Origin of the sequence: Alicyclobacillus sacchari, from assembly GCF_004366795.1 — a bacterium.
In the GTDB taxonomy this organism is placed as follows: domain Bacteria; phylum Bacillota; class Bacilli; order Alicyclobacillales; family Alicyclobacillaceae; genus Alicyclobacillus; species Alicyclobacillus sacchari.
Genome location: NZ_SORF01000012.1, coordinates 1 through 24,932, shown reverse-complemented (window position 1 = coordinate 24,932; position 24,932 = coordinate 1). Strand labels below are relative to the sequence as shown.

The following is a 24,932-nucleotide window of genomic DNA, read 5'->3' as shown; positions in this document are numbered from 1 at the left end:
CCTAACCATCGCCCATGCAGGCGCACAAACGCAAAGACCTGGCTCACCGCCAGGTCTCTCGCATCATCCGTTTGATTGCACAAAGCGCTCGCCGCCAATCATGCGTTCTGTCGGGTAGATACGACGCACGCGCTGCACGATGATGGCAGAAATCACTGCCTTGACGAAGTCCCCAGGCAAGAATGGCCACATGCCGCCTGCGAGTGCAGACCCCCAGGGCTTGAGCGACGGTACCGCGTGTCGCAGCCAAAGGACGCCTGGGATGTAACAGATGCAGTCGCCGAGAAAGAATAATACGAGGATCAGCTTCCACCACTCCCCGCGCGATCCGACGGGAATCCGCTGTGCGACCCATCCTGCGAAAAACGCGCAGAACGGCCATCCCCATATGTATCCGGCTGTGGGTCCTAGCAACAGGCTTGGCCCAGCATGTCCCCCAATCAACGGCAGACCCGCGAGATCGAGCAGTATCAGCAAAACGAAGGTGAGACCTCCATACCACGGACCAAGCAAGGCACCACAGACCATGACCACGAGCGTCTCCAAGGTGATAGGAACGGAACCAATCGGAAGCTGGACAAGACTTAGGACGGCAAACAGTGCAACAAACAAGGCACAGAAAATCAATCCACGAAACTTCATGCATCGCTCCCCTTTGCAAAAAATCAATTGTTAACCTAATATATATCACAGGTTAACGATTGGTGCTAGATCCAACATTCCTACACATACGAGGTGCGAACGATGCATCCTGTCTGCATGGCATGGAACCAGGTCTTTGTTCGACGTGTCGGCATCGAAGAACCTGTATTACAAGACGTGTCCTTCACCGTTGAGGAGCCACAGGTGATCGCGATTGTTGGCCACAACGGTGCTGGCAAGACGACATTCGCGAGGGTGATGGTCGGCTTGGTGCCTATTGCCTCAGGTCAAATCACGATTTTGGGTGAGCCTTTCACCGCCGAACGGCGACAGGTACAGATGGGATTCCAGCCGCTGAGCGCACAGATTCTCGGTGGCACCGTGGAAGAAGAACTGGCCATCGCGCTCGCGTCACGCGATTTCCAGGGACTGGCGATGGATTGGATCTCGATGCGCAACGAAATACAATCCCTGTGTCGGCAATTCGGCCTAGCCGTCCGCCTTTCCACGCCAGTACACCATCTCTCGGGCGGTCAGCTGGCTCGCCTTTGCATCGCTAGCGCCATTGCATCCGGGGCTGATTTTCTTGTCATGGATGAAACGCAAGCCGAGCTCGATCCGGTTACCCGCGATACCATGCGCCGTCTGTTTCGCAGGCTTGCTGCCAAAGGCAAGACCATCTTCCTCGTCACGCATGACATGGAAGATGTATTGACGGCAGATCGTGTCCTTGTTCTTGATGCAGGCAAGCTCGTGGCAGACATGCCGGTCACATCCTTCTTCTACGCGGAAAACCATGGAACCACCCCGTGTGAACAATATCGATTCGATCCGCCCGTACTCGTACATGCAGCGCGATCGAGCAACCGACGTCTAGGACTGAACTTGACGCCACTGACGGAAACAGAATGGACGGAGGGACTCTTGCATGCAGTTGCGAGTCGATGGAATTTCGGTTGAACGCGAAAGCGCACGAGTGCTCCACGATATTTCGTTTACAGCAGAAGCTGGGGAGTGGATTGCCATTGTTGGTGCCAATGGCGCTGGCAAATCGACCTTGCTCGATGTGCTAACTGGCATGCTGGTTCCCACGAATGGCCAGGTTTTCTGTAATGGCTTGCCAGTGAGCCAGGCACAGATTCATGCAAGCTATTTGTATCAGTCGCCCGAAACGGGGTTATTCGCGGCAACGGCGGCGGAAGAGTTTGCATTCAACTTGCAGAAGACGCGAGTGGAAGTCGAGCGGTCCTGGCCAGATTTCCAGAGGCAGCACTTGGAGCACCTCGGCCTCGACCGCCTGCGAGCAACGGACGTACCCGTGCGCTTGAGCACAGGAATGCAGCGCAAGTTTGCGTTTGCGCTTGCTATGGCAAACGATACACCCTGGCTTTACGTCGACGAACCGACCGCAGGACTGGATCGCGATGCGCGTAAAGCCCTACTCGAAGCACTCGGCCGACACGTCAAAAACGGTGGCTCCGTCGTCGCCACAACGCACGATCTCGACGATATGCTTACCTTTGCAACGCGCGTGATCGTCCTTGCACATGGCCGCATCCGGTTTGACGGCTGCCCTCGTGATCTCATTCAGCAGCCAGAGATTCTCCTGGAAAACGGCGTTGGTTTGTCTCCGCTGTTGCGTGTCGTATCACACCTGCGCGAGACCGGATTGATTAAGGAAGCAAGCCTCTCTTCCGCGGATGCAATCGCTGAGGAGATCTGCCAAACGGTGCTTTCAGGCGAAGTCAATCCCGTTGATCCTATGCCATCGGGATCTGACTGTTCAGCCAATCTGCATACAGCCACCGCAGCAGTAAGTGACACAGCGCCAGAAGCAGCGCTAGGTACTTGCCACCCGAATCTTTTTGTGCGCTGGATATCGATAAGCAGCATGACGGTTGCCATTGCGTTCGTTCACACATGGCCAGCCAGTCTATCGGGAACCGTCGCAACGATTCTGATGTTGGCACTCCTTGGCGCCAAGTGGCGAACGACACTGCGGCTAAGTTGGGTGTGGCTGAGTTTCGCCATACTCACGAGTACCATCGCAGGCTTGCAGCTTGGCCCACCGTTTCATGCCAATTGGGCATTTCATACGGCGGCTTGTTTGCGAACGATCCGCGAAATCATTCCCTATTGGTGCTTTCTGCAGCTTGGTCAGCTGTTTGTAAGCGACTTTTCGCCGATTCAATTTGGATCAGCCATCCACCGCGGGCTCCGCGCTTTGCGTCTGCCTGATTCCTGGTGTCAGGTGAGTGGTTGGACGGCAGCCCTCGTCTGTCGTTTCATCCCAGCGATTGAGCAAATGTATCGTACACAAATGAGGGCATACAGAGCCCGCACACTCGCCTGGCAGAAGCGACGCCAGACGTTGCGCTTGGAGATCTGGCGAACCGCGAACATTCTAGCGCCGTTCTTCATTCGCTTACTGCGTGTTGGTGATACCACGGCGGACGCGATGACAGCACGTAACGTCTTCCGAACGTCTTTCCCACCAACGTGTGGCGTGCGTGAAAAATTACGCCCAACCGATGTGTTCCTCCTGGGCGGGGTTCTCGTCATATGCATCGTCATCACGACGTTTAACTCCATGTAAATTTCAGATTGACCCGCGAAAAGGAAGCAAGAGCGGTCTGAACACCGCTCATGCTTCCCTCTCTGTGAAATTACCCAGCTTATTTCGACGGTTACATGATATCGAGTGTCGATCCAGCCCATTGGAAAGATACACCCAGGTCCTGAAGCACCTTAGCAACGTCACTCATCGTCATGAATGCGGTCGGTTTATGGGAATACGGGTCGGTGAGAACGACGTCATTCGCCATTCCTACCGTGTGACCATTGACCGAAAGGGCCACGTTCCCTCCAGCGAAACTGGAATTCCAGTTGGTTTTCGCACTGGTCGTTAGCGCCCACGTATGTCCGTTCCAGTGACTTTGAACCCCAATATGACGAAGCACTTGCATCACATACCAAATGGGTACACAGAGCTCACTTTGACCAGTGCTTGGATTGATGCCCCAAACACCCAATGGCATACTCGACGCCATTTGATTCACTTCAAGCGACAAGGCTGACCATGTCCACGTATCCCCCGCACTTTCAAACTTCGTTGGGAACTGCTTAACAATTGCGGCGGCCAAACCGTCTCCCGTCATAAACATGTGGTTGTATGATTCTTGAAACATCGATTCCGAATCGGTGTAGTCCTTGTTCACATAGTCATTGAACGTGCCAAGCAGCTCGTTGACATGCGCCTGCAGTCCATCTGCCAACTGCGTTGCATCCAAATTCGGATTCGCACTGGCAAGAAATTGTGCAAACTGTGTTTTATATTCAGCTAAATTGTCGAGCGCCTGTTGTTTCGCCGCGGAATCACCCTGAACGACCGCATGCACATAGTCGACGAAGAATCCAATATGTGCACTCCACATCTGATTGAACTTCGCCCCCGCTTGGGCACCATACACAGATGCAATCGCGTTTGCGAGATCCGTCGTGTTTTGGTTGAGCACGTTCGCAATGGCATCGAAATCCGGTGAGCCAGTGTACCCTTCTTCCATTGCGAGATTCGCCAAATCTGCATGAAGCGCAAGTAATTGATCAAGTGTCACGCGTAGATTGGCTGCGGCCGTATCCGTTGCCATCTCGCCAAACTTCTGAGGAAACTGTTTGACAATCGCGGCGGATAACGCATCACCAACCATGAACATGTGATTGTAGGCCGTGACCATTTCCTCAGCTGCAGCATTGTAATCCTTATTGACGTAGTCCGTAAACGCCGTCAGTAACTCATTGACATGTTCCTGCAATCCCTCCGCCAACGCCGAGGCGCTCAAGTTCGGATTTGCACTGGCCAAGAAGTGCGCGAATTGCGTTTTATACTGCTCAAGATTGTTCAAGGCCTGCTGTTGTAGAGCGGCATCTCCTTTTGCCGTAGCCTCCACATAGTCAACAAAAAAGCCAATATGTGCACTCCACATTTTGTTAAACTCTGCGCCCGCTGACGTACCGTACACAGATGCAATCGCTTGCGTCAGTCCCTGTGTGTTTTGATCAAGTGCAGCAACCACTGCGTTGTAGTCCGGGGCATTTGCATAACCCTTTTCCATAGCTTCGATGGCAAGCACCGCGTGCTGCGCCAGGAGATTATCCAGGCTGACGCGCAAATCTACCGCTGCGTTCGAAGTTACTGGCGACGGTTTGATAACCGCAGAAGTGTTGGTACTGGCAAACGCCGTACCTGTAACCGTGCCTAACGTTAAAGCAGCAACCGTGGAAGCGGCAATCATCGTGGCTTTTTTCATTGATTCGTCTCCTCCGTATACTCATTTTTTTGATGTTCGCATCGATATACGGATGGATTGGTGTTTTGGATCACTCGACAAGAACGAAATGCGTTCCAGGTGTCCACAGCGAGTACCAACTGTAACAGCAGCATCAGGAGATCCACCGGAATACCCTCGTCGAACGGATCGGACGGATGAAAGAAATACGCCCCTCCTTGCAACAGGAAAAAGTTAGCAACCATGAAACTCGCCACGCCACACGCGACGACCCCAACGAGAGCTACAAGTTGACTTGGCTTGCCATAAAGACAGGCGAACCCGCAGAAAGCGAAAGCCAAGGCGACAGCTAGTTCCCCAACCATCACGCAGTAGGCGCACATATGTGCACACCTAACCAGAACATGCTGTAGAACCCACCCATACCAGTGATATGGAGTCGATTGCACAGCCATCGCCATCTGTTTTTGTAAACCGTCAATAAACTTGCTCCCTAGAGCCTTATTAACACCCGAAACCAGCCACTCGTAACCCAAAACCCACCATGTGGATACCAACAACAGACGGCCAGCAGATCCCATACAAAATCACCCCGCACTCTGGATACAAAGAGATACGGGGTGACGAGTATGTTGAGATCACATTCACGGGTCAGTTGTGATTCACGTGGAGATCTGTGTTTGAAACATCATGGTTCCCAGGGGTTTTTGATCGACAGCTTTTGGCTCCAAGGTCACAGCAATGACGTTTACATTCTGTTTCGGGAACCATGCCGCAAACAACGCATTGCCTGTAGCATCAGGCGTAAAGATACCGGCCGATTGAGGCGCATGGCCCTTTTGAATCGTCCAAACCTGGTACACCTCTGTCCCTACGGTTCGCTTCAGCCCTTTGAAACGAATCAGTAGTTCCTTGCCCTGCGTGGTCGTCGTGATCCACATATGCGCACTACCAACTCCGGACGTCGACTGCATCTGTTTCTCCGACTGGACTCGTCCGACTGGACTCGTGCCCGAACCTAGATTACGCCATGTCAACCCCCCAGCTATGGCAACGAGACTTGCCCACGATACTGCCCACCATATCAAGGATTGTCGCCGACGTCTTGATGACGCATTTGCCGTGGGTGCAAGCTGCTTAGGTGCTGACAATGGCTCCTGGTCTCGAGGAAGTGTAGATACGTCGACGTCGATCCGCTGCGTTTCACCCGTTACTTCCGAGCGGCTCCGGGATTCGGGTTGATGGGCAAAGACAGCCGTTAGTACACGTTCACGCATACCCGGAGGTGGCGAAACGAAATCAAAGTCGAGAGACAAGACATCTGTGACGGCGCGCAGCGAGGCCAACTCCTCTTGACAGTCGGGGCACGTAGCGAGATGTCGCTCAAACGGTATAACTTCTTCTTCGGCCAGACCGCCTAGTGCATACAAAGAGCACAGTTCACAGAACCGATTCGCCATGCTGTTCCACCTCCAATCCCAATGACCTGAGCCGTTCGCGCAGCTTCGCCATGGCCAAACGTGCCCGACTTTTCACAGTGCCCAGCGAAATACCGAGGCGTTCGGAAATTTCCTGTTGCGTATAACCCCGAAAATACATCAGTTCAACAACCTGCCTCTGGTCCAAAGGCAGTTGGTTCAAAGCTTGCCGCAAGCGTTGGCGTATATCGGCCTGTTCTGCGACCCATTCTGGGGTGGGAGCATCATCAGCAACCTCTGGCAGCACCCCGTCCTCCCTTTCAACCAACTGATACCGACGATGGCGACGATGATGATCGATAGCCGCATTCCGTGCAATCGACAGCAACCACGTTGAAACTTTGCCAAGCGACGCGTTGTAGCGATCCGCCATACGCCAGACTTTCACGAACACGTCCTGTACAATCTCCTCTGCAGCAGACGCGTTCCCCACGGCCCGATAGGCGAAACTGTATACAAATCCTGCAAATCGATCGTACAGTTCCTCCATTGCATCGCGCCTGCCCTCAGCGATGGCGGAAAGCAACATGTCGTCCGATAGTTCGCTCATGTCAACTCTCCCTGTAGAGACGATGGCTATATCTCTATTCTCTCATGTATCATAGTTGACATGCATCGTGTGAACAATGGGCCATCCAATCGCAAAAAGCGGCCGGTGCGCCGATACGCCCAGCCGCTTCATGTCTCTGACTCTTGATTGAGGCGATTACGCCCAGGTTTGCACTTTCCTCAACACATCTTCCTGACTATCCAACTCCAAAACCTCAGTGGCCAATACCTGTGCCTCGTCCATCCGTAAGCTGCGAATTCGTTCGCGGACCTTGAGAATGGAACCGGCACTCATGCTGAACTCATCGAGCCCGAGGCCTAAAAGCACGGGTACCGCATTCAGTTCTCCTGCCAATTCACCACACATGCCAACCCACTTGCCATGCCGATGCGCTCCATCAATCACGATCTTCACAAGACGCAAAACGCTCGGATGCAGGGGCTGGTATAAGTGCGAAATGCGTTCGTTCATGCGGTCACAAGCCATCGTATATTGGACGAGATCGTTCGTGCCAATCGAGAAAAAGTCGACCTCCTTCGCCAGCAGATCTGCCGCCACCGCCGCCGCAGGAATCTCAATCATGATCCCGATCTCGATATTCTCATCGAAAGGTGTGCCCGCGGCTCGCAACTCCGCTTTCACCGCTTCAACGCGCGCTTTTGCCTGCCGAATCTCTGAAATGGTCGAAATCATTGGGAACATAATACGCAACTTGCCATAATGCGAAGCCCGTAAAATGGCCCGCAATTGCGTATCAAACAGCTCGGTGCGATCCAGGCACACGCGGATTGCGCGGTAGCCAAGGAACGGATTTGCCTCCTTTGGCAGGTCGAGGTACGGTATCTCTTTGTCCCCGCCGACATCGAGCGTGCGTACAATGACGGGCTTGCCGCCCATCCGCTCGGCAACTTCGCGATACGCCGCAAATTGCTCTTGCTCGGAAGGCGCATCCGGCCGATTCATATACAGGAACTCGGAGCGGAACAGACCGACACCCTCGCCGCCGTTTGCAAGCACTGCGTCGACATCCGCCGGCGTGCCGATGTTTCCAGCCAACTCGACCCGGCGACCGTCAAGCGTCTGCGACGGCTCGTCTTTCAAGGTGAGCAGCCGCGCCTTCGCCTCGGCTTCTCCCGCGGCACGGTTGCTGAACGATGCCTGTTCTTCCGAATCTGGATTGACAACGACAACTCCTGCCGTACCATCGACGGCAATCATCTGCCCGGCCTGCACGTTGGCCGTAATCTCGCCAAGTCCCACCACAGCAGGAATGCCAAGCGATCTCGCCATAATCGCGGAATGCGACGTGCGCCCGCCAATATCGGTGACAAATGCGCGCACCAACGACGCATCCAGCTGAATGGTGTCCGATGGAGCCAAATCGTTGGCGACCAACACGACCGGCTCGCGGATATCGGCCAGCGAGCTTTGCGAACCACCTTGCAGCCTGGCCAGCAGACGCTGGCTGACGTCCTTAATATCGGCAGCGCGCTGACGCATATATTCGTTGTCCATTTGTTCAAACAGCGCAATCAACTGCTTCGCGACCTGATCAAGCGCAAACTCGGCGTTTACCTGCTCCCCTTCGATCACGCCGCGGATGGCACCGGCAAACTCCGGATCCTCGAGGATTTGGATATGCGCCGTGAAAATCTGCGCATGCTCTGCACCAAGCTTCGCATCCGCCGTTTCGCGGAGCGATTCGAGATCCGCTTTGGCAGCCCCGATGGCAACTTCTAAGCGCTCGATTTCCGAAGCGATCTCAACGCCTCGCCGCTCCTCAACCACCTTCACCGATGCCGAGAGCACAAAGGCGGGTGCAATGGCGACGCCGTCTGACGCCGCAATACCGATCAAACGAGTTCCCACGTCCGACACCCGCCTTATTCGCCAAAACCGCTGGCAACCAAGTTGTACAGCGCTTCGACAGCCTGCTCGGCGTCGGACCCTTCAGCGATGATGTTGATGGTCGTGCCCTGGCTGATGGCCAGCGTGAGCAGCCCTAAAATACTTTTTGCGTTTACGCGCTTACCCTTCGCCTCGACGAAAATCTCCGCTGCAAACTTGTTTGCTTCCGCGACGAACAACGATGCAGGCCGAGCGTGCAGCCCCGACGGATTTTTCAGTTCAACTTGCCGTTCCATCCCAAATGCCTCCTTGAATTCGTTCATATTCCCTAACTATCGAGGCTACCACAGTTTTATCCGTGCAACCAGCCACTTGCGCAATCGTCTGACTGAGCCCGTGCTCTTCAATCATTTGCTGTACCTTTTGCGCAGATTCATCCTGCCCGTTGTCGTAGCTGAGTGCAAACGCAATTGCGCTCGTGAGGGCACGGGCCTTGTGCCCCATGGCCAGAGTCTGGCGCAACGGGCCAAACAGCCGATCCGAAGCCGCCAGTTTGCGCAATGGATCGCGCCCGACGCGATCGACGTGATCGACCACATGAGGATTCAAAAAGCGCGTACGCACTGTACTCGCGTACTGACGCAAATCCTCGATCGACAAATCAGCGTGGGCGCTTGCCAGCCCTTGAGCCGCCTCTTCCTGGACGTCCGCGACCAGTTTCGCAATCACAGGATCCTGCATCGCCTCTAGTACGGTCTGATGTCCGCGGCGATAGCCTGCATAGGCCGCCGCCGCGTGTGCGCCGTTGACCAAATACAGCTTGCGTTCCAAATACGGTCCCAAGTCCCGGACAAGTGTCGCCCCTGACAACGTCAGCTCTCCGCGCACCGCCGGCTGCTCAATATCCCACTCGAAATAACGCTCGACAACCGCATCGAGTGGTTCTGCCGCATATCCGTCGCGATTGGGCGCAATTCGGTCAACTGCCGCGTCGGGAAAGCCAACGTGCTCATCCAACCACGACCGCAAACGATCATCCGCGCGCTCGTACACCAGTTCGCGCAACGTCGACGTCGCCCGGATGGCATTTTCACATGCGATCACGTTGAGCAACGCGTCGGGATTTCGCTCCATCCTGCGCTGCAAACCGTCCGCGAGCACACCAGCCACGTGCACCAAGTTGCCAAGACCGACCGCCGTCGTGACAAGATCGGCGTCAACCAACTCTTCCCGGCATGCTTCTGAGCCTAATAGAACGGCACGTACACCTGTGACTTCCTTCGTTTCAACATCTGTATCTAATGTGATCACGCGGTACGAACCTTTAGCCGCCAGTTGTTCGACAAGCGACGGCACGACGTCCGCAAAGACCACTTGGTATCCATTTTCACACAACAGCAAGCCAATGAACCCTCGGCCAATATTGCCTGCGCCAAAGTGCACCGCCTTCTTCATAGCGCACCACCAAGCACAGCCATCACTTCGTCGGCTGTCCGCGCCTGGACCAACTTTTCGACGTTCTCCTCTTCCATGCAAACGGTCGCAATCTGCGACAACACTTCCATGTGCTCCTCGCCGCGGCCAGCAATGCCGATCACCAATTTTGCAATATTTCCGCCGCCGAAATCGACCCCGTTAGGGTACTGAGCGACGACAATGCCTGACTGTTGAATATACTGAACATACTCTGGCATACTGTGCGGAATCGCCACGTGATTGCCGATATAGGTTGTCATCGATTGCTCGCGCAGAAGCATGCCTTCGATATACGGTGCCGCAACGTAGCCGTTCTCCACCAGCTTGTTGCCGACCCGCGCAATCGCGTCCTCTTTACTTTCGGACGGCACGTTGAGCAATACATTCGATACTTGAAGGACTTGCATGTGTCTGTTCACTCCTCATCATTGTACATCGACGCCAACATTTGGCCTTGCACGCCGTCGATGTCCGAAGTTCGCAGCGCGTCGACGAGTTGATCGTCCGTGACGAGCGCTGCACTCAATCTCCCCAGCAGTTCTATGACATCTAAGTCTTCGTCTATCTTTGCCAACAAGACAAGCACTGTATCAACCCGTTCCTTCTGAGCGCCCACCCCCTTGATGTCAATCGCCTGCCGCAATCGGTAGACGGCAATGTGGCAATTCGTCAATGCATTTGAGCGGGCGTGCAAGACGGCGAGACCTTTACCGGGCAACACGATGCTTCCCAGCCGTTCGCGTTGCAAAATCGCCCGTTTGACGCCATCGGCGTCACATGCGTGACCCACGTGCACAGCGTCGTCCGCGGCCTGCTGAATGACATCCGCAAGTCGTCCTGCCCCTATCTCGCGTAACGTGATCTGGCTGCAGACCTGTTCGGCCAACGAACGTGCGCGTGCAAACGACTGTGCTTCCCGTTCACTCGCCAGAGCGCGCTGTCGCGTTCCTGCCTCACGCTCAAGGCGCGTGATCAACTGCTCGATTTGTTTGACATCGTTTGGTGGCAGAAACGGAGACACGACAGCCACCGGCAACTCCATGTTGTCAATGGCGGTCGTCGCAACGACAAAGTCGCAACCCGTTTCCTGAAGCGAATGCAGCGATTCTACACCCACGACAAGGACATTCGGAAATTCTTTTTTCAAACGGCTGGCTAGCAATTGCGCCGAACTAATGCCATTCGGGCAGACGATCCGCACATGCCATACGCGCTCGGCCAATTGACGTTCGTACGCCGCCGCCAAATGCATGGTCAGGTACCCAATCTCCTCGTCCGGCGCAACGATGCCATACCGTCCCAACACCTTGCCACATGCTCGGCGTACAGCCTCGAAAAACCCCGGGTATTGGCGCTTGACTTCAGGTAAAAGTGGATTTCGAATGCCAAGACCTGACGTCATGCGGTGAATGGCAGGCTCCAGATGCTGTGCAATCCCAGCGAGAAGTTCGCGATCGCCGCTGAGTGAAATCTGCAATTCCGCCTCCAACTCACGGGTCAACTGAAACGCCAAATCCATTGCCGTCAGGTTCATCGGCAGCAAACGTACATCTTCGGCAATCCGTACCTTAGCACCACGCAAATGCTTGGCCAAGTAGCGTACTTCGGCCGGCGCTGGGGCCACATGCGGCAATACGCGACGCAAAATGGCTTGGCAGATGGCCTCATCTTGGGATTCATCCATTTTCTCGAACGACGGCTCCGACAAAGCGGCGCCTTGCTCGATGCGCGCACATGCGAGCAAAACATGCAGCAAGAAACTGTAAAACGCCGCTTCATCAAGCGGCGGCGAAACAGCTTGCAGTTCTTCCTGCAGCACCGACTCGACGGTGGCAAGGCCCTCTGGCTTAAACCAGCGCTCGAGCCAGGGATAAAACGGATGCCGCATTCGCTTCGATGCATCCGCGTGCATGAGCTTCATGAAATCGATCGGCGAGATTTGTGCATGCACCAGCTCCGCGAGTGCTTCCCGACGGCGCTCTTCATCCCCTGTCACTTCGACGCCGTATCCTTGGCGGCGGGTAATGTGTAGCCCGCGATCGCGCAACCATGCTGCGACATCGTTCAATTGATGGCTCAGGCTCGCAGCCGTGACCCGCAGTTGTTTTCCCAAGTAAGCGAGCTTCATCGGCCCTTGCTCCATGAGTAAGTCGAGCGCAACAAACACCTCGCGGCTTTTCGGCGTGATGGCAAGCACAGTCGGCAACTCGCCGACAGCCGCACGCATGCGCTCGACATCGCCGGCTGCTCCGGTGAGTACCATCTTGCTGTCTTCGCTTTCGAGATGAAGTCCAAATGTGCCAATCCAACCTTGGATGGCTTGTAGGTCGCGATGCACGGTGCGCCGACTCACGTCGAGTCGGCGCGCCAGTCCATCTATATCCATGCCGTGTTCGTTGTCAAGGATCAGATAGAGTATGTGCTTTTGTCGATCGGTCAGTGTGCTGGCCATCGGCACCTCGCATCACTTCTTCAGTTGATCAAGTTCGTTGACAAACGCATCGTACGTATTCTTGTCTAAGAAGTTATTCACGATGTAGATCTTCGCGTTCGGCGCCACTTGGCTTGCCCGCGTCGCGAGACTACTTTGCGTAAACACCACGTTCACGTCAGCTGGAAGCTGATTGACTGGAACGTGATCGACCGGAATGTCATAACCGGCTTCGCGCAACCGCTTCTTCAGGATGGATGCCCCCATTGCGCTCGAGCCCATGCCGGCCTCGCAGGCAAAGATGACGCGGCTCGGAACGCCCGTCAGCGTCGTTTCGACGGAGGCGGGTGCTGCCGTAGCAACGGTCTTACCCGCTGTTGCAGCCTGTCCCTTACTTTGCGACTTCATGTCGCGGACGATATCCTGTGCCATCGCCAATGCGTCGTCGCTGAACTCATCCTTCGAGCGGCTGAGGAAGAACGACGCGACGAGAAGAGAAATTACGGCGCCGACAAAAATGCCCGCAAGCACCGGGAAGTAGCCGCCTTTTGGCGTCATCGCGATCTCGGCCAAGATGCTGCCCGGAGATGGCGTTGCAACCAAGCCAGCATGCAACAGCATGAACGTCGCGTCTGCGCCCATACCACCGAGGATGACGGCAAGAACCAGTACCGGCTTCATCAGGATGTACGGGAAGTATACTTCGTGAATGCCGCCAAAGAATTGAATCAGAATTGCACCAGGTGCAGATTGCTTAATGGTCCCTTTACCGAAAATCCAATATGCGAGCAGGACGCCAAGTCCCGGTCCCGGGTCTGTTTCGAGCAAGAAGAAGATCGACTTGCCCGTTTCTTTCGCCTGCTGTACGCCAATCGGCTCCAGAATGCCATGGTTGATGGCGTTGTTCAGGAAGAGCACCTTGCCTGGTTCAATAAAGAGAGCAATCAACGGCAGCAGATGGATGTGCGTAATCCAAAGTGCCGCAGCCCCCAATGCTGTCGAGACAGCATCCATGACCGGCTGTACAACCAAAAAGCCGAGAATCGCAAGCCCGCCGCCGATAATGCCCGCCGAAAACGTGTTGACGAGCATCTCGAAGCCCGCTTTAATGCGATCGCCAAGCATGCGGTCAAACTGTTTGATCAAATAGCCACCAAGCGGCCCCATGATCATAGCGCCGATAAACATCGGTTGGGTGGCACCGACGGCCACGCCCGCCGTAGCAATGGCGCCGACAACCGCACCACGGTTGCCATGTACGAGTCGACCACCAGTAAAACCAATCAATACTGGAATTAAAAAAGATACGAATGGAGATACGAGTTCATCGAGCTTCGCATTCGGCGTCCATCCAGTAGGAATGAAGAATGCCGTAATCAAGCCCCATGCAATAAACGCCGGAATGTTTGGCATAACCATACCGGCGAGAAAGCCGCCAAACTTCTGCATGCCCGCGCGAGCTTTGCCAGCTTGAGCGACGTTCTGAACCACTGCCTGACTTGCCATGAGTGACCCTCCTTTAAGCTGAAATCGCTTTCCGGTTAGAACTATACGAGCCTCTTGGCTCGCGGGCAATCAAAAGAAATTCAACGCTGACACGCCGTCTCGTGACAGATGTTAATATCGCGTTTGTTTCGGGAAAGTTTCGAAGGATGTCATGCAGAAATTTGTCGAAAACGGACACAGTTTCGTCTCACGGATGCGGGCTTGTCCACTACGGAGGGCCACACCGAAAGTGTGGCCTCCCGTTCAATACGCAGCTGCTCCACCATATGGGACCAACAGGACGAACAACACAAAGATAATGAGGAACACCACTGCCCAGCGAGTGTATGTTCCAAAGCATTCACCATACATTGCGATTGCACCTCCTCGCCGCTGATGTTGTATCGTATTCGCGTTGTGCGGTCGATTTGGTGGACAGGTAACGGGCGGTAGATATCTAAATTGACACCATTCCAATTTGGCGATACTGTGATCCTGTTGTGCCTGTCATCCTAGAAGAGATCAAGATGGTTTCGATGTATGGGGAGGAATTCCGATTGACGAGCGTTTGGCTCGCATTGCTCTTGTCGGCACTTGCGGCGATGGCGGATACAGTTGGCGGAGCGCTCACCGTCATACGACAATTCGAGGGGCGGACACTCGCTGCGTTTACGTCGATCGGCGCCGGTTTTTTGCTTGGCGCGACACTGCTCGATCGGCTCCCTGACACGTTGCACACCATGCCCAAACTCGGCGTTACCTATATGCTGCTTGGCTACCTGCTCGTCCTTACACTCGAGGTCATACGCCAGAACCATAGCCGCAGCCACGAAAACGCACACAGCCATCATACGGGACACGTACACGCGACTGCGTTTCAGGGCGGTACCGTTGCACTGATCAGCATGATGGTCCACACGTTCATGGATGGCGTCGTGATCGCAGGAGCGCTCACGGCCAATCGCGCCGAAGGCATTCTCATGTTCGTGGCGATCACGCTGCATAAAGTGCCAGAAGGCCTCACCATCAGCGCCATCAGCCTGAATTCATCGAACTCGCGCCGACGGGCGTTTCTCTGGGCCTTCCTGCTCACGTGCTCGACCATCGTCGGCGCCATTTCGGCAGTCGCGCTGGGCAGCGTGGGCGGCCCCGGCGTCAACATCATCATGGCCCTAGCCACCGGAACGTTCCTTTTTATCTCGACGTCCGATCTCGTCCCCTTCGTGCGATCTCAGGAGCAACCGCGCAACATGTTGCTCCTGTTGTTTGGCTGCGGCGTCTTTTATCTCAGCCTGACGCTGCTGCAGTCGATTGGGCTCAGCTGACGTTTAGCACAATCTTACCCGTGTTCCGATTGGACTCCATATACTTATGTGCTTCCTGTACATCGCGCCAGTCGAACACCGAATCGACCACCGGCACGATGTCTCCCCTGGCCAAGGCGTCCCCTGCGAACGCCTGAAATGCGCTCGTCAGGGCGATTTTATCCGCAAGTGAGCGCGATCGCAAAGCTGTTCCGATGACTTGCAGACGGCGTCCCAACAGTTGGCCGAGATCGAGCGCATCCACCTTGCTGCCACCCATCGTGCCGATGACAATCAGACGTCCATCCGTCGCAAGCGAAGCGATGTTATCTGCAAAATACGGCGCACCAATAAAGTCGAAGATGATATCGGCACCGCGTCCATCCGTGTGTTGCTGAACGAAATCGACAAATGAGCCCTCGTGATAGTTCCAACCGGCTTTGGCACCAAGGCTCAGACAACGTTGGATTTTCGCCTCCGTACCTGCGGTGACGATGGACTCCGCCCCGGCCAAGCGGACCAGTTGAATCGCTGATGTACCCACGCCGCTTGCTCCCGCATGTACGAGCACCGTTTCCCCAGGAGCTAGACGTCCGAGCACAAACAGGTTGAGGTAGGCAGTGAGAAACGTCTCCGGAATCGCTGCGCCTTGGGCAAATGTCAAAGTGTTCGGCAAGCGCATCAACATTCCGGCGGGAACGCAGGCGTACTGCGCGTAACCACCGCCAGGCAACAAGGCGCAAACGCGATCGCCAACGTTTACGGACGTGACACCTTTCCCAAGTTCGGCCACTTCTCCGGCCATTTCGAGCCCCAAAATATCCGAAGCGCCCGGCGGTGGCGGGTAAAGGCCGCGCCGCTGCAACAAATCCGCTCGATTCAAGGCTGTTGCACGCACGCGCACCAAGACCTCCCCTGGTCCAGGCTGCGGTGTCTCTACTTCCGCAATGTGCAAGACTTCCGGCTCTCCAAACGACGACATGGTGACTGCTAGCACCACGCACACCCCCAGGTTCACTGTTGACCAGATCAGGGTATCACACTTACACTCACTATCCAAATCAATCCAAGTTTAATTGTCCTCGTGCGATCCGCTGCAAAACTTGCACATACAGTGGCCCCTCCTGCTCGGCCACGCGCTGGCGCAACGTTTCGGCAGTGTCCCCAGGTAACACAGGGACGCGCGCTTGGGCCAGAATACGGCCGTGATCGTACTCGTCGTCGACGACATGCACGGTGGCACCCGATTCCTGTGCACCTGCTGCGATCACCGCTTCATGCACGCGCATGCCATACATCCCCTGACCGCCAAACTGCGGCAATAGGCTGGGGTGAATATTGAGGATACGATTGGAGAATGCGGTAAGCGTCCTGGGTCCAATCCGCCTCATATACCCAGACAGGACAACGAGATCTGCCTTGGCCTCCAGCAGCGTTTGCGCTATGTCAGCGTCCGCCGCGTCCTCGCCACCCGCCCGCCGGGCGTTGATGCAGGCGTGTGGCAACCGCCGATCCCGCGCAAACAACAGTGCCTGACTGTCACGATTGTTGCTGATGACGATGGCCGGTGCGGCATCGAGATCGCCCGCGTCGATAGCACTCACCACCGCGCGCATGCCGGAGCCGTTATAGGATGCCAGAAATCCAATTCGCAACGTCACGTCTATGCCACTCCTCAAGATCCTTGTATGCTGAAAAAGAGGGGCGAAATCTATCTGGCCCCGCTGTCACAATACCACGAGCGAGGTGCAAGTCCTATGATCACTCCGTCACATCGCCTTCAACGCCTGCCTGAAGGCGTATTTCAAGACCTCGCCATAGCCAAAGGTCAGCGCCTGGCGGCTGGCGACGATGTCATCGACCTCAGCGTCGGCAGCCCGGACTTCGCGCCACCTGTGCACGCCATGGCTGAACTCGCCAAATACGCCGCCGATCCGAGTCAATATGGCTACGCCATCACGGCCTTGCCCGCGTTTCAGCAAGCAGTGGCTGAGTTTTACCAGCGTTACGATGTCAGCCTCGATCCGCAGCGCGAAGTGTTGCAGTTGGCCGGATCGCAGGAAGGGCTGAGCCACCTCGCGCTCACCTTCATCAATCCGGGCGATCTCGTGCTCATTCCCGACCCAGGCTACCCGATTTACGAAGCGGGCGTGCGCCTGGCAGGCGGCGACATCATGGCCATCCCGGTCGATCCCGTAACGCTTCATCCTCGCCTTGACGATCTGTCGGTACAAGACTTGCAACGAGCAAAATTGATGATTCTCAATTACCCGAGCAACCCAACGGCAGGGTTGGCAACCCGTGCGATGTTTGAACATGTGGTTCGCTTGGCACAAGAGTACGACATCTTTATCGTCCACGACTTTGCTTACTCCGAACTTATATACGACGGGAACGAAGCGATTAGCATCCTCTCCATACCCGGTGCCAAAGACGTGGCTATCGAGTTTAACTCCTTGTCAAAGACCTACAATCTCGCTGGCGCGCGCATCGCCTATGCCGTGGGCAATCCGACCGCGCTTGATTGCCTGCGAAAACTGAAGTCACATATGGACTTTGGCGTCTTCCTGCCGATTCAACGCGCGGCGATCACAGCCTTGCACGAACCCTGGGACGGCTATGAACGCCAGCGGATCGCTTATGCAAAGCGGCGTGATGCCTTCTGCCATGCACTCGCTGACATGGGCTGGGAGGTCAGAAAACCGGCAGCGACGATGTTTGTTTGGGCAAAGACGCCTGACGACGAACAATCTTATCCGTTTGCCCTGGATTTGTTGCGTGCAACCGGTGTCGGTGTGACGCCAGGCATCGCCTTTGGGCCGCACGGCGAAGGCTACGTGCGAATGGCGTTTGTGCACGAAACCGATGTTCTGCTGGAGGCAGCTCGGCGCATCGGAGAATGGTTGAAGCGACGCTGAAGAACTATCCACCTGTCCATCGCAGCTCAACCACAGGTCGCATACAGCGCGCTAGCGGAGGCACTCCGCAAAGATAGAATCGGCAAGTCCTCGGTGGGGCCTTGACTTGGCCCCGTCCGGACAGCCTCTCACAGCGCTGGCGCCAACCCGCCGTCGATATTCAAAGCTGTGCCTGTGATGTACGAAGCCGCATCCGACGCCAGGAAGGCGATGACGCGGGCAGCCTCGTCCGTGTCGCCGATACGGCCCAGGGGAATTCCATGCTGCGGCAGGCGCGCGAACTCGTCCCAGGTCAGGTCCGGATGCGCCTGTTGCCACATCCTTTCGATTTGATCACTGCGAATTTGCCCGATGCAAACTGCGTTCACGCGAATGCCCAGTGGCCCTAAGTCCTTGCTCATCGCCTTCGTCAATGCGAGACCTGCAGCCCGGCTGACGGAGGATGGCATGGAGGAAGCCCCTGGGGTCTTGCCGCCCACAGCGGCTACATGGACAATCGAACCGCCACCCTGCTGTTGCATGTATGGCACCGCTGCACGCGAGCAGTGAATGGCGGCGAACAGCTTTAAATCCAAATCACCACGCCAGTTGTCGTCATCGACCTCCAGAAACGGGCGGGCATTCGCCGTTCCCGCATTGTTGATCAGAATGTCGATCCGCCCGAAATGGCGATGTACCTCTTCAATCATGCCGCGACACGCAGCGGGATCGCGCACGTCTGTCGGAATCGCCAGCACTTCGACGCCGGACTCCTGTTCAATGGATGCGGCGGCCGTCTGCAAAACGGATTCTGTACGAGCGCAAATCGCGACCCTCGCCCCTTCCAAGGCCAGCAGTCTAGCGGTTTGCAGTCCGATTCCCTTGCTGCCTCCGGTTACGATGGCCACTTTCCCGTGAATACAGAGATCCATGCCAATCATCCTTTCTACCGTACATTGCCTGAAACACGTTACGCCGGTAAAGCTCCACATCCAGTGTAACGGAAGCCTATCACAGAGATAAAGGACATGTGGAATTCGAGTCGCACTCAGACACGGGGGTTTGGCAAGAACAGGATCCATCGATCTACACGTTCAAAGATGAAAACTGAAATCTCATGTTGAAAGCGCTTCCTTACGAGCGTAAGATCAGACTTGTGAACGGATCGTTTACATATGGGGGCAACTAGCCGGTAACCAGTTCGTTCACGCCGAGAGAGATCGAAAGGACAAAAGGGGGATTTGAGCTATGCAGAAAACACTGCGTTCTTTCCTCACCATCCTGTCTGCTGTCACCTATTGCGAGTATGGCATAGGCGTTGCCGATGCATGTCGAGAAGGGGGCTGCCTCGAATGAAAAGAAAATCCGTGGCTGGTATCGCCGTAGCAGCTGCTGTCGTGGTCGCAGGCGGAACATACGCTGGTGTGGCAAACGGCGGGTCAGCAAAGACAAGTGGTTCTCCACCTGCCCAAGCAAGCATCGCTTCGACCGCCACCCTCACTGTCTGCAGCAATCCGACACCATCCTGGCAAGACAACTTCAATCCATTTGACTCATCCGTGCTTGGCGGAACGCTAGGGAACGTTTATCAACCCCTTTTCTACTTCGATTCGGTCACAGGCAAGCAGTTTAACCTGCTCGGTACGAATTTCAAATTCAGCAACGACAACAAGACCCTCACGGTAAATCTCCGTCCGAATGCCAAATGGCAAAACGGCAAAGCATTCACCTCCACAGACGTCGTCTTTACGTTTATGGAACTGAAACAATATCCAGACGCCGATACCAATGGCATATGGCAACAATTGACGAGCGTGAAGGCCATAGGCCCGCACACCGTCGTGTTCCAGTTTAAGACCGCCAATATTCCCTTTGCAGAAACGTACGTCCTGGGTTCTACGTATATCGTTCCCGAAGCACAGTGGAAATCGCTTGGCGATCCGACGAAGGCAAAAATCACATCCCAGAACGCCATCGGTACCGGTCCATTCAAGGTCTCCTACTTCTCGCCGCAAGATTATAAATTTACCGCAAATCCACTGTACTACGGCGGGGTACCCAAGGTTCAGACGCTGAGCTACCCTGCTTATGGCGGCAACCAAGGCGCAGACCTGGCACTCGCCAGTGGCCAGATTCAATACGGCGGGATTGATATTCCCAATATCGAAACGACCTTCGTGAAGGCCGACCCAGCACACAATCACTACGATTTCCCACCAAGCGAGCCCGTCGAATTGTATCCAAACCTACACAATCCGTTGCTCGCCCAGCTACCTGTGCGTGAAGCCATCAACGATGCCATCAATCGCAATGTCCTCTCGACGAAAGGAGAAACCGGATACGAAAAGCCGGGTACGCCGACCAGCCTGGTTCTTCCAAATGACCAAGCTTGGGAAGCACCTGACCTCACTCCATCCGAAAAGTCTTTTACAGTCAATGACCAGTTAGCCATCCAAACGTTAGAGAAGGCAGGATTTAAGCGCGGCTCCGACGGCATCTTCGAGAAGAACGGTCAGAAGCTTTCTTTCGACCTGCTCACAGTTTCCGGTTGGAGCGATTGGGACGAAGATGCGCTGTTGATCAAACAACAGTTGCAACAAATCGGCATTGCCGTACAGGTCGATCAAAAAGATTATGCAGCCTATTACAATTTGATCGATCCCGGTAAGGGCCAAGTTCCAAAATACGAGCTCGCGATATCTTGGACGAACGCCGGCCCTACACCATACACGACGTACTACGATATGCTCGATTCCAATGGCGACTTTAATCTTGAGGGTTACCACAACGCGGCGATCGATGCCGCCCTGAGCAACTATTCGGCGACCACAAACGTGGCTCAGCAAAAGAAGGACTTATACAAGGTTGAGCACATCGTCGCACAGCAATTACCGGTCATCTGCCTGCTCGACGGCGCCCTGTGGTACGAATATAACGACTCCCAATTTACGGGCTTTCCGACGAAGCAAAACCTCTGGATTTATCCCTCGCCGGACAACCCGCTGCCCGCTTCGATCGTACTCTCGCAATTGAAACCGCGCTCATGACAACAAGGGCTGCCTCATCGCCATTTGCTCACGGCGATGGACGCAGCCCCTGTTGTATCGACGACCAATTGGCCAACGCACCGCGTTCTCCGCGCGGTGCGTGATGCTATGCGATACCGGCCCTTCTTTTGTGGTCGTTTGGTAAACATGCGGACAAGATAGCGCCGACGACTGGAACAAACATGAGAATGTAGAACACCGCCGACAAGCCGACGTGATCGGCGAGAATACCAAAGAACGTTGCCCCAATACCACCCGCCCCGACGCCGAATCCAATCGTCAGTCCAGAAGCGAGCGAAATGTTTCGGGGTAGCAAGTGTTGCATATATACGACTGTGACGGCGAATGAAGAAAGAATGAAAAAGCCGAACGGAATCAGCACAACAAGAGCCCAGAGTCCGCTGAAAAACGGAAGGCCAAGCCCGAACGGGATGGAACACAACATGGAATACAGCAGGATGCGCTGTTTCGACATTTTATCGGCCAGCGCGCCACCGATGAACGTTCCGATGGCCCCGGCACCTAAAAACACGAATGTAAAGGTGTCCGACAGGTGATAGCCCATGCCGTACTTGTGAGCGTAGTAAAACGGCATAAACTGCGCAATGCCGATTTGACACCAAGACCGCAGGACGATCACGATGACAAGCAAAATAACCGCCCCAATCTGATTGTCCCCGTCCACTTCACGCAATTTCTTGCCAGCGTCCCGAAGCCCATCTCGATACCAAGGATACAAGCGCAAGGTCAGGACAAGGCCCAAGGCAACCGCCACAAACATCCATAAAACGCCACGAATGCCCGCGGACAACAAAAAGAGCGACACAATCAAGGGGCCTATGGCCTGCCCGCCGTTACCGCCGACCTGGAAGATAGCTTGCGCGAGTCCCTTCACGCGGCCCGCTGCAAGGTGTGTCGCGCGCGACGCTTCAGGGTGAAATGCGCCCGATCCCAAACCACTGATGGCCACAAAGATAAGCAAAACACTGTAACTGGGCGCGATCCCCGTGAGTGCAATGCCAATGGTCGAAAGAAAGAGACCAAGCGGCAACATCCATGCACGCGGGTGCCGATCCGCCCACGCACCAAACAACGGCTGCGAAATTGAGGATGCGAGATATGAGACGAGCACAATCAAGCTGATCTGTGTATAGTTGAGATGATAAATTGGTTTATACATTTGGGTCAGCGCGGGTACAAGCCCTGTGGTGGATACGTCGTTCAGTACGTGAGTTCCGCATATACTCCATACCGCATCCCGATTCATCCTACCTTGCTCGCGTACAGCTTGCACAACAGCCATGAAAACCACCCCATTTCGGCACATCACTCTTTATCTTTCGTGTCTCGAATCACTCGACACAACGCAGGCGGGCAACTTGTACCCGCCCTTTACATTGCATCACATTAAAAGTGGAGATTTGCCATCGACATGACGGCGACGACAATTCCTACAACAATACAATACCAGCCAAACGGTCGAAGTGCACGCACCTCACTGCTCTGAAAATAACGCATGAGAAACGCTGTGCTCAACAATGCGAGGACCCCGGCAAACAAACCACCAAGCAGTCCGTAATGTAACATTTGATGATTGTGATCGTGCAGCATCTTTGGCACTTCCAGGATACCAGCTCCCAAAATGACAGGGGTCGCCAGCAAAAAGCTGAAGCGCGCCGCTTCATCGTAGGAAAGACCACTGCCAAGACCAGCCGTCATGGTAATGCCGCTGCGCGAGAATCCCGGAATGAGGGCGAATGCCTGCACGACGCCAATCAGAAAACTACGGCCGTAGGACATATCGGCGATCCCGCTCGTACGACGTCGACGCCTGCGCATCGCGTCGGCCCAAAAGAGTATGAGTCCGTTGATGATGAGAAAAATGGCTGCCGACAAGGCTGAGGGAAACAGTGCCTGCAGTTTGTGTTCAAACAGTTTCCCCAGAATTGCAGCTGGAATCGTGGCCACGACAATCAAGAGCAATGTCTTTCGTTCTTCCCGCCGATCGCGAATGAACAAGGACGCGATTAACCGAATCCACTCAGGCAGGAAATAGATGAGTAAAGCGAGACCTGTACCAAGGTGCAACATCACGACAAACGGCAAAAAGACCTTGGAATCTGAAAACTGCGTCCAATGGAATAAGTAAGGGAGGATGACGGCATGTCCAACGCTTGAGATAGGAAACAATTCGGTAATACCTTGCACGATACCGTAAATGATGACCTGTAAAAGATGCATCCAATGGCCTACCTTTCAGGGAAAGTTGACATCGTTCACAATTGTACAGGAAGACAAGCCTTTGACAACTTGTTTTTTGTAAGAACAGCGGATCGTGTTAGACTGAAAGCGCATGATAAAGCGAAGGGAGCTTAACAAATGACAAAGGCTGAATCTTATTTGCAACATTGGCACGCCCACCGCGACGTACTCTTCGATTTGCTCAAGGCGGTAGATGAACAGCATGTCAACTTTCAACCGTGGGCGGGCGCGATGAGCTTTGCCGATCTTATTTGGCACATTGTCTCCACAGGCTATTTCTTCGCTGACTCCGCCGCCCTGGGCCATGCGAGTACGCGGCCTCAGAAACCTGACCTCGCAACCATTGGCGCGATCGAATCGTCCATATCGGAATGGACACAAAAGACCCACGACCGAATTGCATCCATCACCGACGAACAGTTCGCAAATCTCGTGGACCTGACACAGTTGTTTGGCGCAAAGCTCCCGGTCGCTGCGTTGCTCCAGACAAATCTCGACCACGAAATTCATCACAAGGGACAACTTTTTGTCTATGCGCGACTGTGTGGTGCAGATCCCCTTCCTTTCTTTGTGCAACGCGGTTAAAGCATAGCGGCGGGATTCCTCCCGCCGCCAACCTTGCATCCTCATGTCATTTCAATGAGTGTCCATCCGGCTCTGCGCATCCAGAAGATCACGAATCAAAGTGACGGCCTGTGATAGTGCAGCGCCACCGCCAAATGCCCCACAGACACCTAGCGTTTCGAGGATCTGTCGCTCCGTGGCACCTAATCGAAGCGCATTTTGGCCATGATACAAAATGCAGTACTCGTCCTGAATTTGTACTGCAATACCAAGACCAATCAAGTGCTTCGTCAACTCGGACAATTCCCCATCTTGAAAACAGGCGTTTGCATATGAAATAAATTGTCTCCCGACCTCGGGCAAGCGCTCCGCAAACCAACCTAAGCCGTCTTTAAATTCAGCCACAGCCAGTTCCACATAGTCGAGTCCTTCTTCCACACAACCCCTCCTTAACCTGCAGTATCTTATCGTGAGCGTTTCTGGAGAGGTTATACGTGCGGCTGCCCTTCGCCCACGCCTGTCGTGCGACGCTTCGGTTTGCAAGGAATTTGGGAGATCTGCGCATAGAACAAAACAGAGCCAGGCCTTCTGGCCTGACTCTGTTCTCTCTTGCCTGGCAACGACCTACCTTCCCAGTCCCTCTCGAGACAAGTATTCTCGGC

General features: G+C 54.8%; 23 protein-coding genes. 6 read left to right on the top strand and 17 right to left on the bottom strand.

Translation table 11 applies throughout. The annotated features are described in order from the left end of the window. Positions 1-63: 63 nt before the first annotated feature. Positions 64-642: a biotin transporter BioY gene (locus C7445_RS11430; protein ID WP_134160472.1), complete on the bottom strand. Its 579-nt coding sequence runs from the start codon at positions 640-642 to the stop codon at positions 64-66. A gap of 102 nt (positions 643-744) precedes the next feature. Between C7445_RS11430 and C7445_RS11425 the strand changes: the two genes are divergently transcribed. Both C7445_RS11425 and C7445_RS11420 read left to right on the top strand, forming a co-directional pair. Beyond that, positions 745-1,602 carry an energy-coupling factor ABC transporter ATP-binding protein gene (locus tag C7445_RS11425; RefSeq protein WP_134160470.1) on the top strand — a complete coding sequence of 286 codons (858 nt, stop codon included), beginning with the start codon at positions 745-747 and terminating at the stop codon, positions 1,600-1,602. Beyond that, positions 1,571-3,238, top strand: coding sequence for an ATP-binding cassette domain-containing protein (locus C7445_RS11420; protein WP_134160468.1), 1,668 nt, complete (start codon positions 1,571-1,573; stop codon positions 3,236-3,238). Before C7445_RS11425 ends, C7445_RS11420 begins: the two co-directional genes overlap by 32 nt. Before the next feature lie 91 nt (positions 3,239-3,329). On the opposite strand, the gene C7445_RS11415 is transcribed toward C7445_RS11420, so the two are convergent. The 10 genes from C7445_RS11415 to C7445_RS11370 form a co-directional block, all read right to left on the bottom strand. Continuing rightward, positions 3,330-4,949, bottom strand: a complete 1,620-nt coding sequence (locus tag C7445_RS11415; protein ID WP_134160466.1) for a hypothetical protein — start codon at positions 4,947-4,949, stop codon at positions 3,330-3,332. Then, the gene (locus C7445_RS11410) at positions 4,946-5,509 is read right to left on the bottom strand and encodes a hypothetical protein (RefSeq protein ID WP_134160464.1); all 564 of its coding nucleotides are present in this window, start codon (positions 5,507-5,509) and stop codon (positions 4,946-4,948) included. The genes C7445_RS11415 and C7445_RS11410 overlap by 4 nt, the downstream gene beginning before the upstream one ends. An 81-nt stretch (positions 5,510-5,590) precedes the next feature. After that, the gene (locus C7445_RS11405) at positions 5,591-6,388 is read right to left on the bottom strand and encodes an anti-sigma factor (protein ID WP_134160462.1); all 798 of its coding nucleotides are present in this window, start codon (positions 6,386-6,388) and stop codon (positions 5,591-5,593) included. After that, positions 6,369-6,956, bottom strand: a complete 588-nt coding sequence (locus C7445_RS11400) for an RNA polymerase sigma factor (protein ID WP_134160460.1) — start codon at positions 6,954-6,956, stop codon at positions 6,369-6,371. The genes C7445_RS11405 and C7445_RS11400 overlap by 20 nt, the downstream gene beginning before the upstream one ends. A gap of 156 nt (positions 6,957-7,112) precedes the next feature. After that, positions 7,113-8,825: a phosphoenolpyruvate--protein phosphotransferase gene (gene ptsP, locus C7445_RS11395; protein WP_134160458.1), complete on the bottom strand. Its 1,713-nt coding sequence runs from the start codon at positions 8,823-8,825 to the stop codon at positions 7,113-7,115. 14 nt (positions 8,826-8,839) lie between these two features. Next, positions 8,840-9,100: an HPr family phosphocarrier protein gene (locus C7445_RS11390; RefSeq protein WP_134160456.1), complete on the bottom strand. Its 261-nt coding sequence runs from the start codon at positions 9,098-9,100 to the stop codon at positions 8,840-8,842. Further along, positions 9,084-10,259: a mannitol-1-phosphate 5-dehydrogenase gene (locus C7445_RS11385; RefSeq protein ID WP_134160454.1), complete on the bottom strand. Its 1,176-nt coding sequence runs from the start codon at positions 10,257-10,259 to the stop codon at positions 9,084-9,086. The genes C7445_RS11390 and C7445_RS11385 overlap by 17 nt, the downstream gene beginning before the upstream one ends. Continuing rightward, a complete protein-coding gene (locus tag C7445_RS11380; protein WP_134160452.1) occupies positions 10,256-10,687 on the bottom strand; it encodes a PTS mannitol transporter subunit IIA in 432 nt (143 codons plus the stop codon). The genes C7445_RS11385 and C7445_RS11380 overlap by 4 nt, the downstream gene beginning before the upstream one ends. An 8-nt stretch (positions 10,688-10,695) precedes the next feature. After that, entirely contained in the window at positions 10,696-12,732 is a 2,037-nt protein-coding gene (locus tag C7445_RS11375) for a BglG family transcription antiterminator (protein ID WP_166669118.1), read from the bottom strand. A gap of 12 nt (positions 12,733-12,744) precedes the next feature. Further along, positions 12,745-14,217: a PTS mannitol transporter subunit IIBC gene (locus C7445_RS11370; protein WP_134160448.1), complete on the bottom strand. Its 1,473-nt coding sequence runs from the start codon at positions 14,215-14,217 to the stop codon at positions 12,745-12,747. A 536-nt stretch (positions 14,218-14,753) separates the two neighbouring features. Between C7445_RS11370 and C7445_RS11365 the strand changes: the two genes are divergently transcribed. Beyond that, positions 14,754-15,521: a ZIP family metal transporter gene (locus C7445_RS11365; protein WP_166669117.1), complete on the top strand. Its 768-nt coding sequence runs from the start codon at positions 14,754-14,756 to the stop codon at positions 15,519-15,521. Here the strand turns inward: C7445_RS11365 and C7445_RS11360 are convergent. Both C7445_RS11360 and purN read right to left on the bottom strand, forming a co-directional pair. Further along, positions 15,514-16,497: an NAD(P)H-quinone oxidoreductase gene (locus C7445_RS11360; protein ID WP_134160444.1), complete on the bottom strand. Its 984-nt coding sequence runs from the start codon at positions 16,495-16,497 to the stop codon at positions 15,514-15,516. The genes C7445_RS11365 and C7445_RS11360 overlap by 8 nt on opposite strands. A 64-nt stretch (positions 16,498-16,561) precedes the next feature. Beyond that, positions 16,562-17,161: a phosphoribosylglycinamide formyltransferase gene (gene purN / locus C7445_RS11355; protein WP_134160441.1), complete on the bottom strand. Its 600-nt coding sequence runs from the start codon at positions 17,159-17,161 to the stop codon at positions 16,562-16,564. Between the two features lie 96 nt (positions 17,162-17,257). Between purN and C7445_RS11350 the strand changes: the two genes are divergently transcribed. Next, entirely contained in the window at positions 17,258-18,418 is a 1,161-nt protein-coding gene (locus C7445_RS11350) for an aminotransferase class I/II-fold pyridoxal phosphate-dependent enzyme (protein WP_208320909.1), read from the top strand. Positions 18,419-18,546: 128 nt separating this feature from the next. On the opposite strand, the gene C7445_RS11345 is transcribed toward C7445_RS11350, so the two are convergent. After that, complete coding sequence (locus tag C7445_RS11345) at positions 18,547-19,329, bottom strand: SDR family NAD(P)-dependent oxidoreductase (RefSeq protein WP_134160439.1); 783 nt, start codon at positions 19,327-19,329, stop codon at positions 18,547-18,549. Between the two features lie 420 nt (positions 19,330-19,749). Here C7445_RS11345 and C7445_RS11340 point away from each other — a divergent pair, with 420 nt between their 5' ends. Then, a complete protein-coding gene (locus tag C7445_RS11340) occupies positions 19,750-21,444 on the top strand; it encodes an ABC transporter substrate-binding protein (RefSeq protein WP_243835156.1) in 1,695 nt (564 codons plus the stop codon). A gap of 106 nt (positions 21,445-21,550) precedes the next feature. Here the strand turns inward: C7445_RS11340 and C7445_RS11335 are convergent, their stop codons facing one another. Beyond that, complete coding sequence (locus tag C7445_RS11335) at positions 21,551-22,747, bottom strand: MFS transporter (RefSeq protein WP_134160435.1); 1,197 nt, start codon at positions 22,745-22,747, stop codon at positions 21,551-21,553. A gap of 104 nt (positions 22,748-22,851) precedes the next feature. Beyond that, a complete protein-coding gene (locus tag C7445_RS11330) occupies positions 22,852-23,685 on the bottom strand; it encodes an undecaprenyl-diphosphate phosphatase (RefSeq protein WP_134160433.1) in 834 nt (277 codons plus the stop codon). Positions 23,686-23,823: 138 nt separating this feature from the next. On the opposite strand from C7445_RS11330, the gene C7445_RS11325 reads away from it, so the two are divergent. Continuing rightward, positions 23,824-24,291: a DinB family protein gene (locus tag C7445_RS11325; protein ID WP_134160431.1), complete on the top strand. Its 468-nt coding sequence runs from the start codon at positions 23,824-23,826 to the stop codon at positions 24,289-24,291. Positions 24,292-24,342: 51 nt separating this feature from the next. Here C7445_RS11325 and C7445_RS11320 read toward each other — a convergent pair whose 3' ends face one another. Beyond that, a complete protein-coding gene (locus tag C7445_RS11320) occupies positions 24,343-24,708 on the bottom strand; it encodes a carboxymuconolactone decarboxylase family protein (protein ID WP_134160429.1) in 366 nt (121 codons plus the stop codon). Positions 24,709-24,932: the final 224 nt, after the last annotated feature.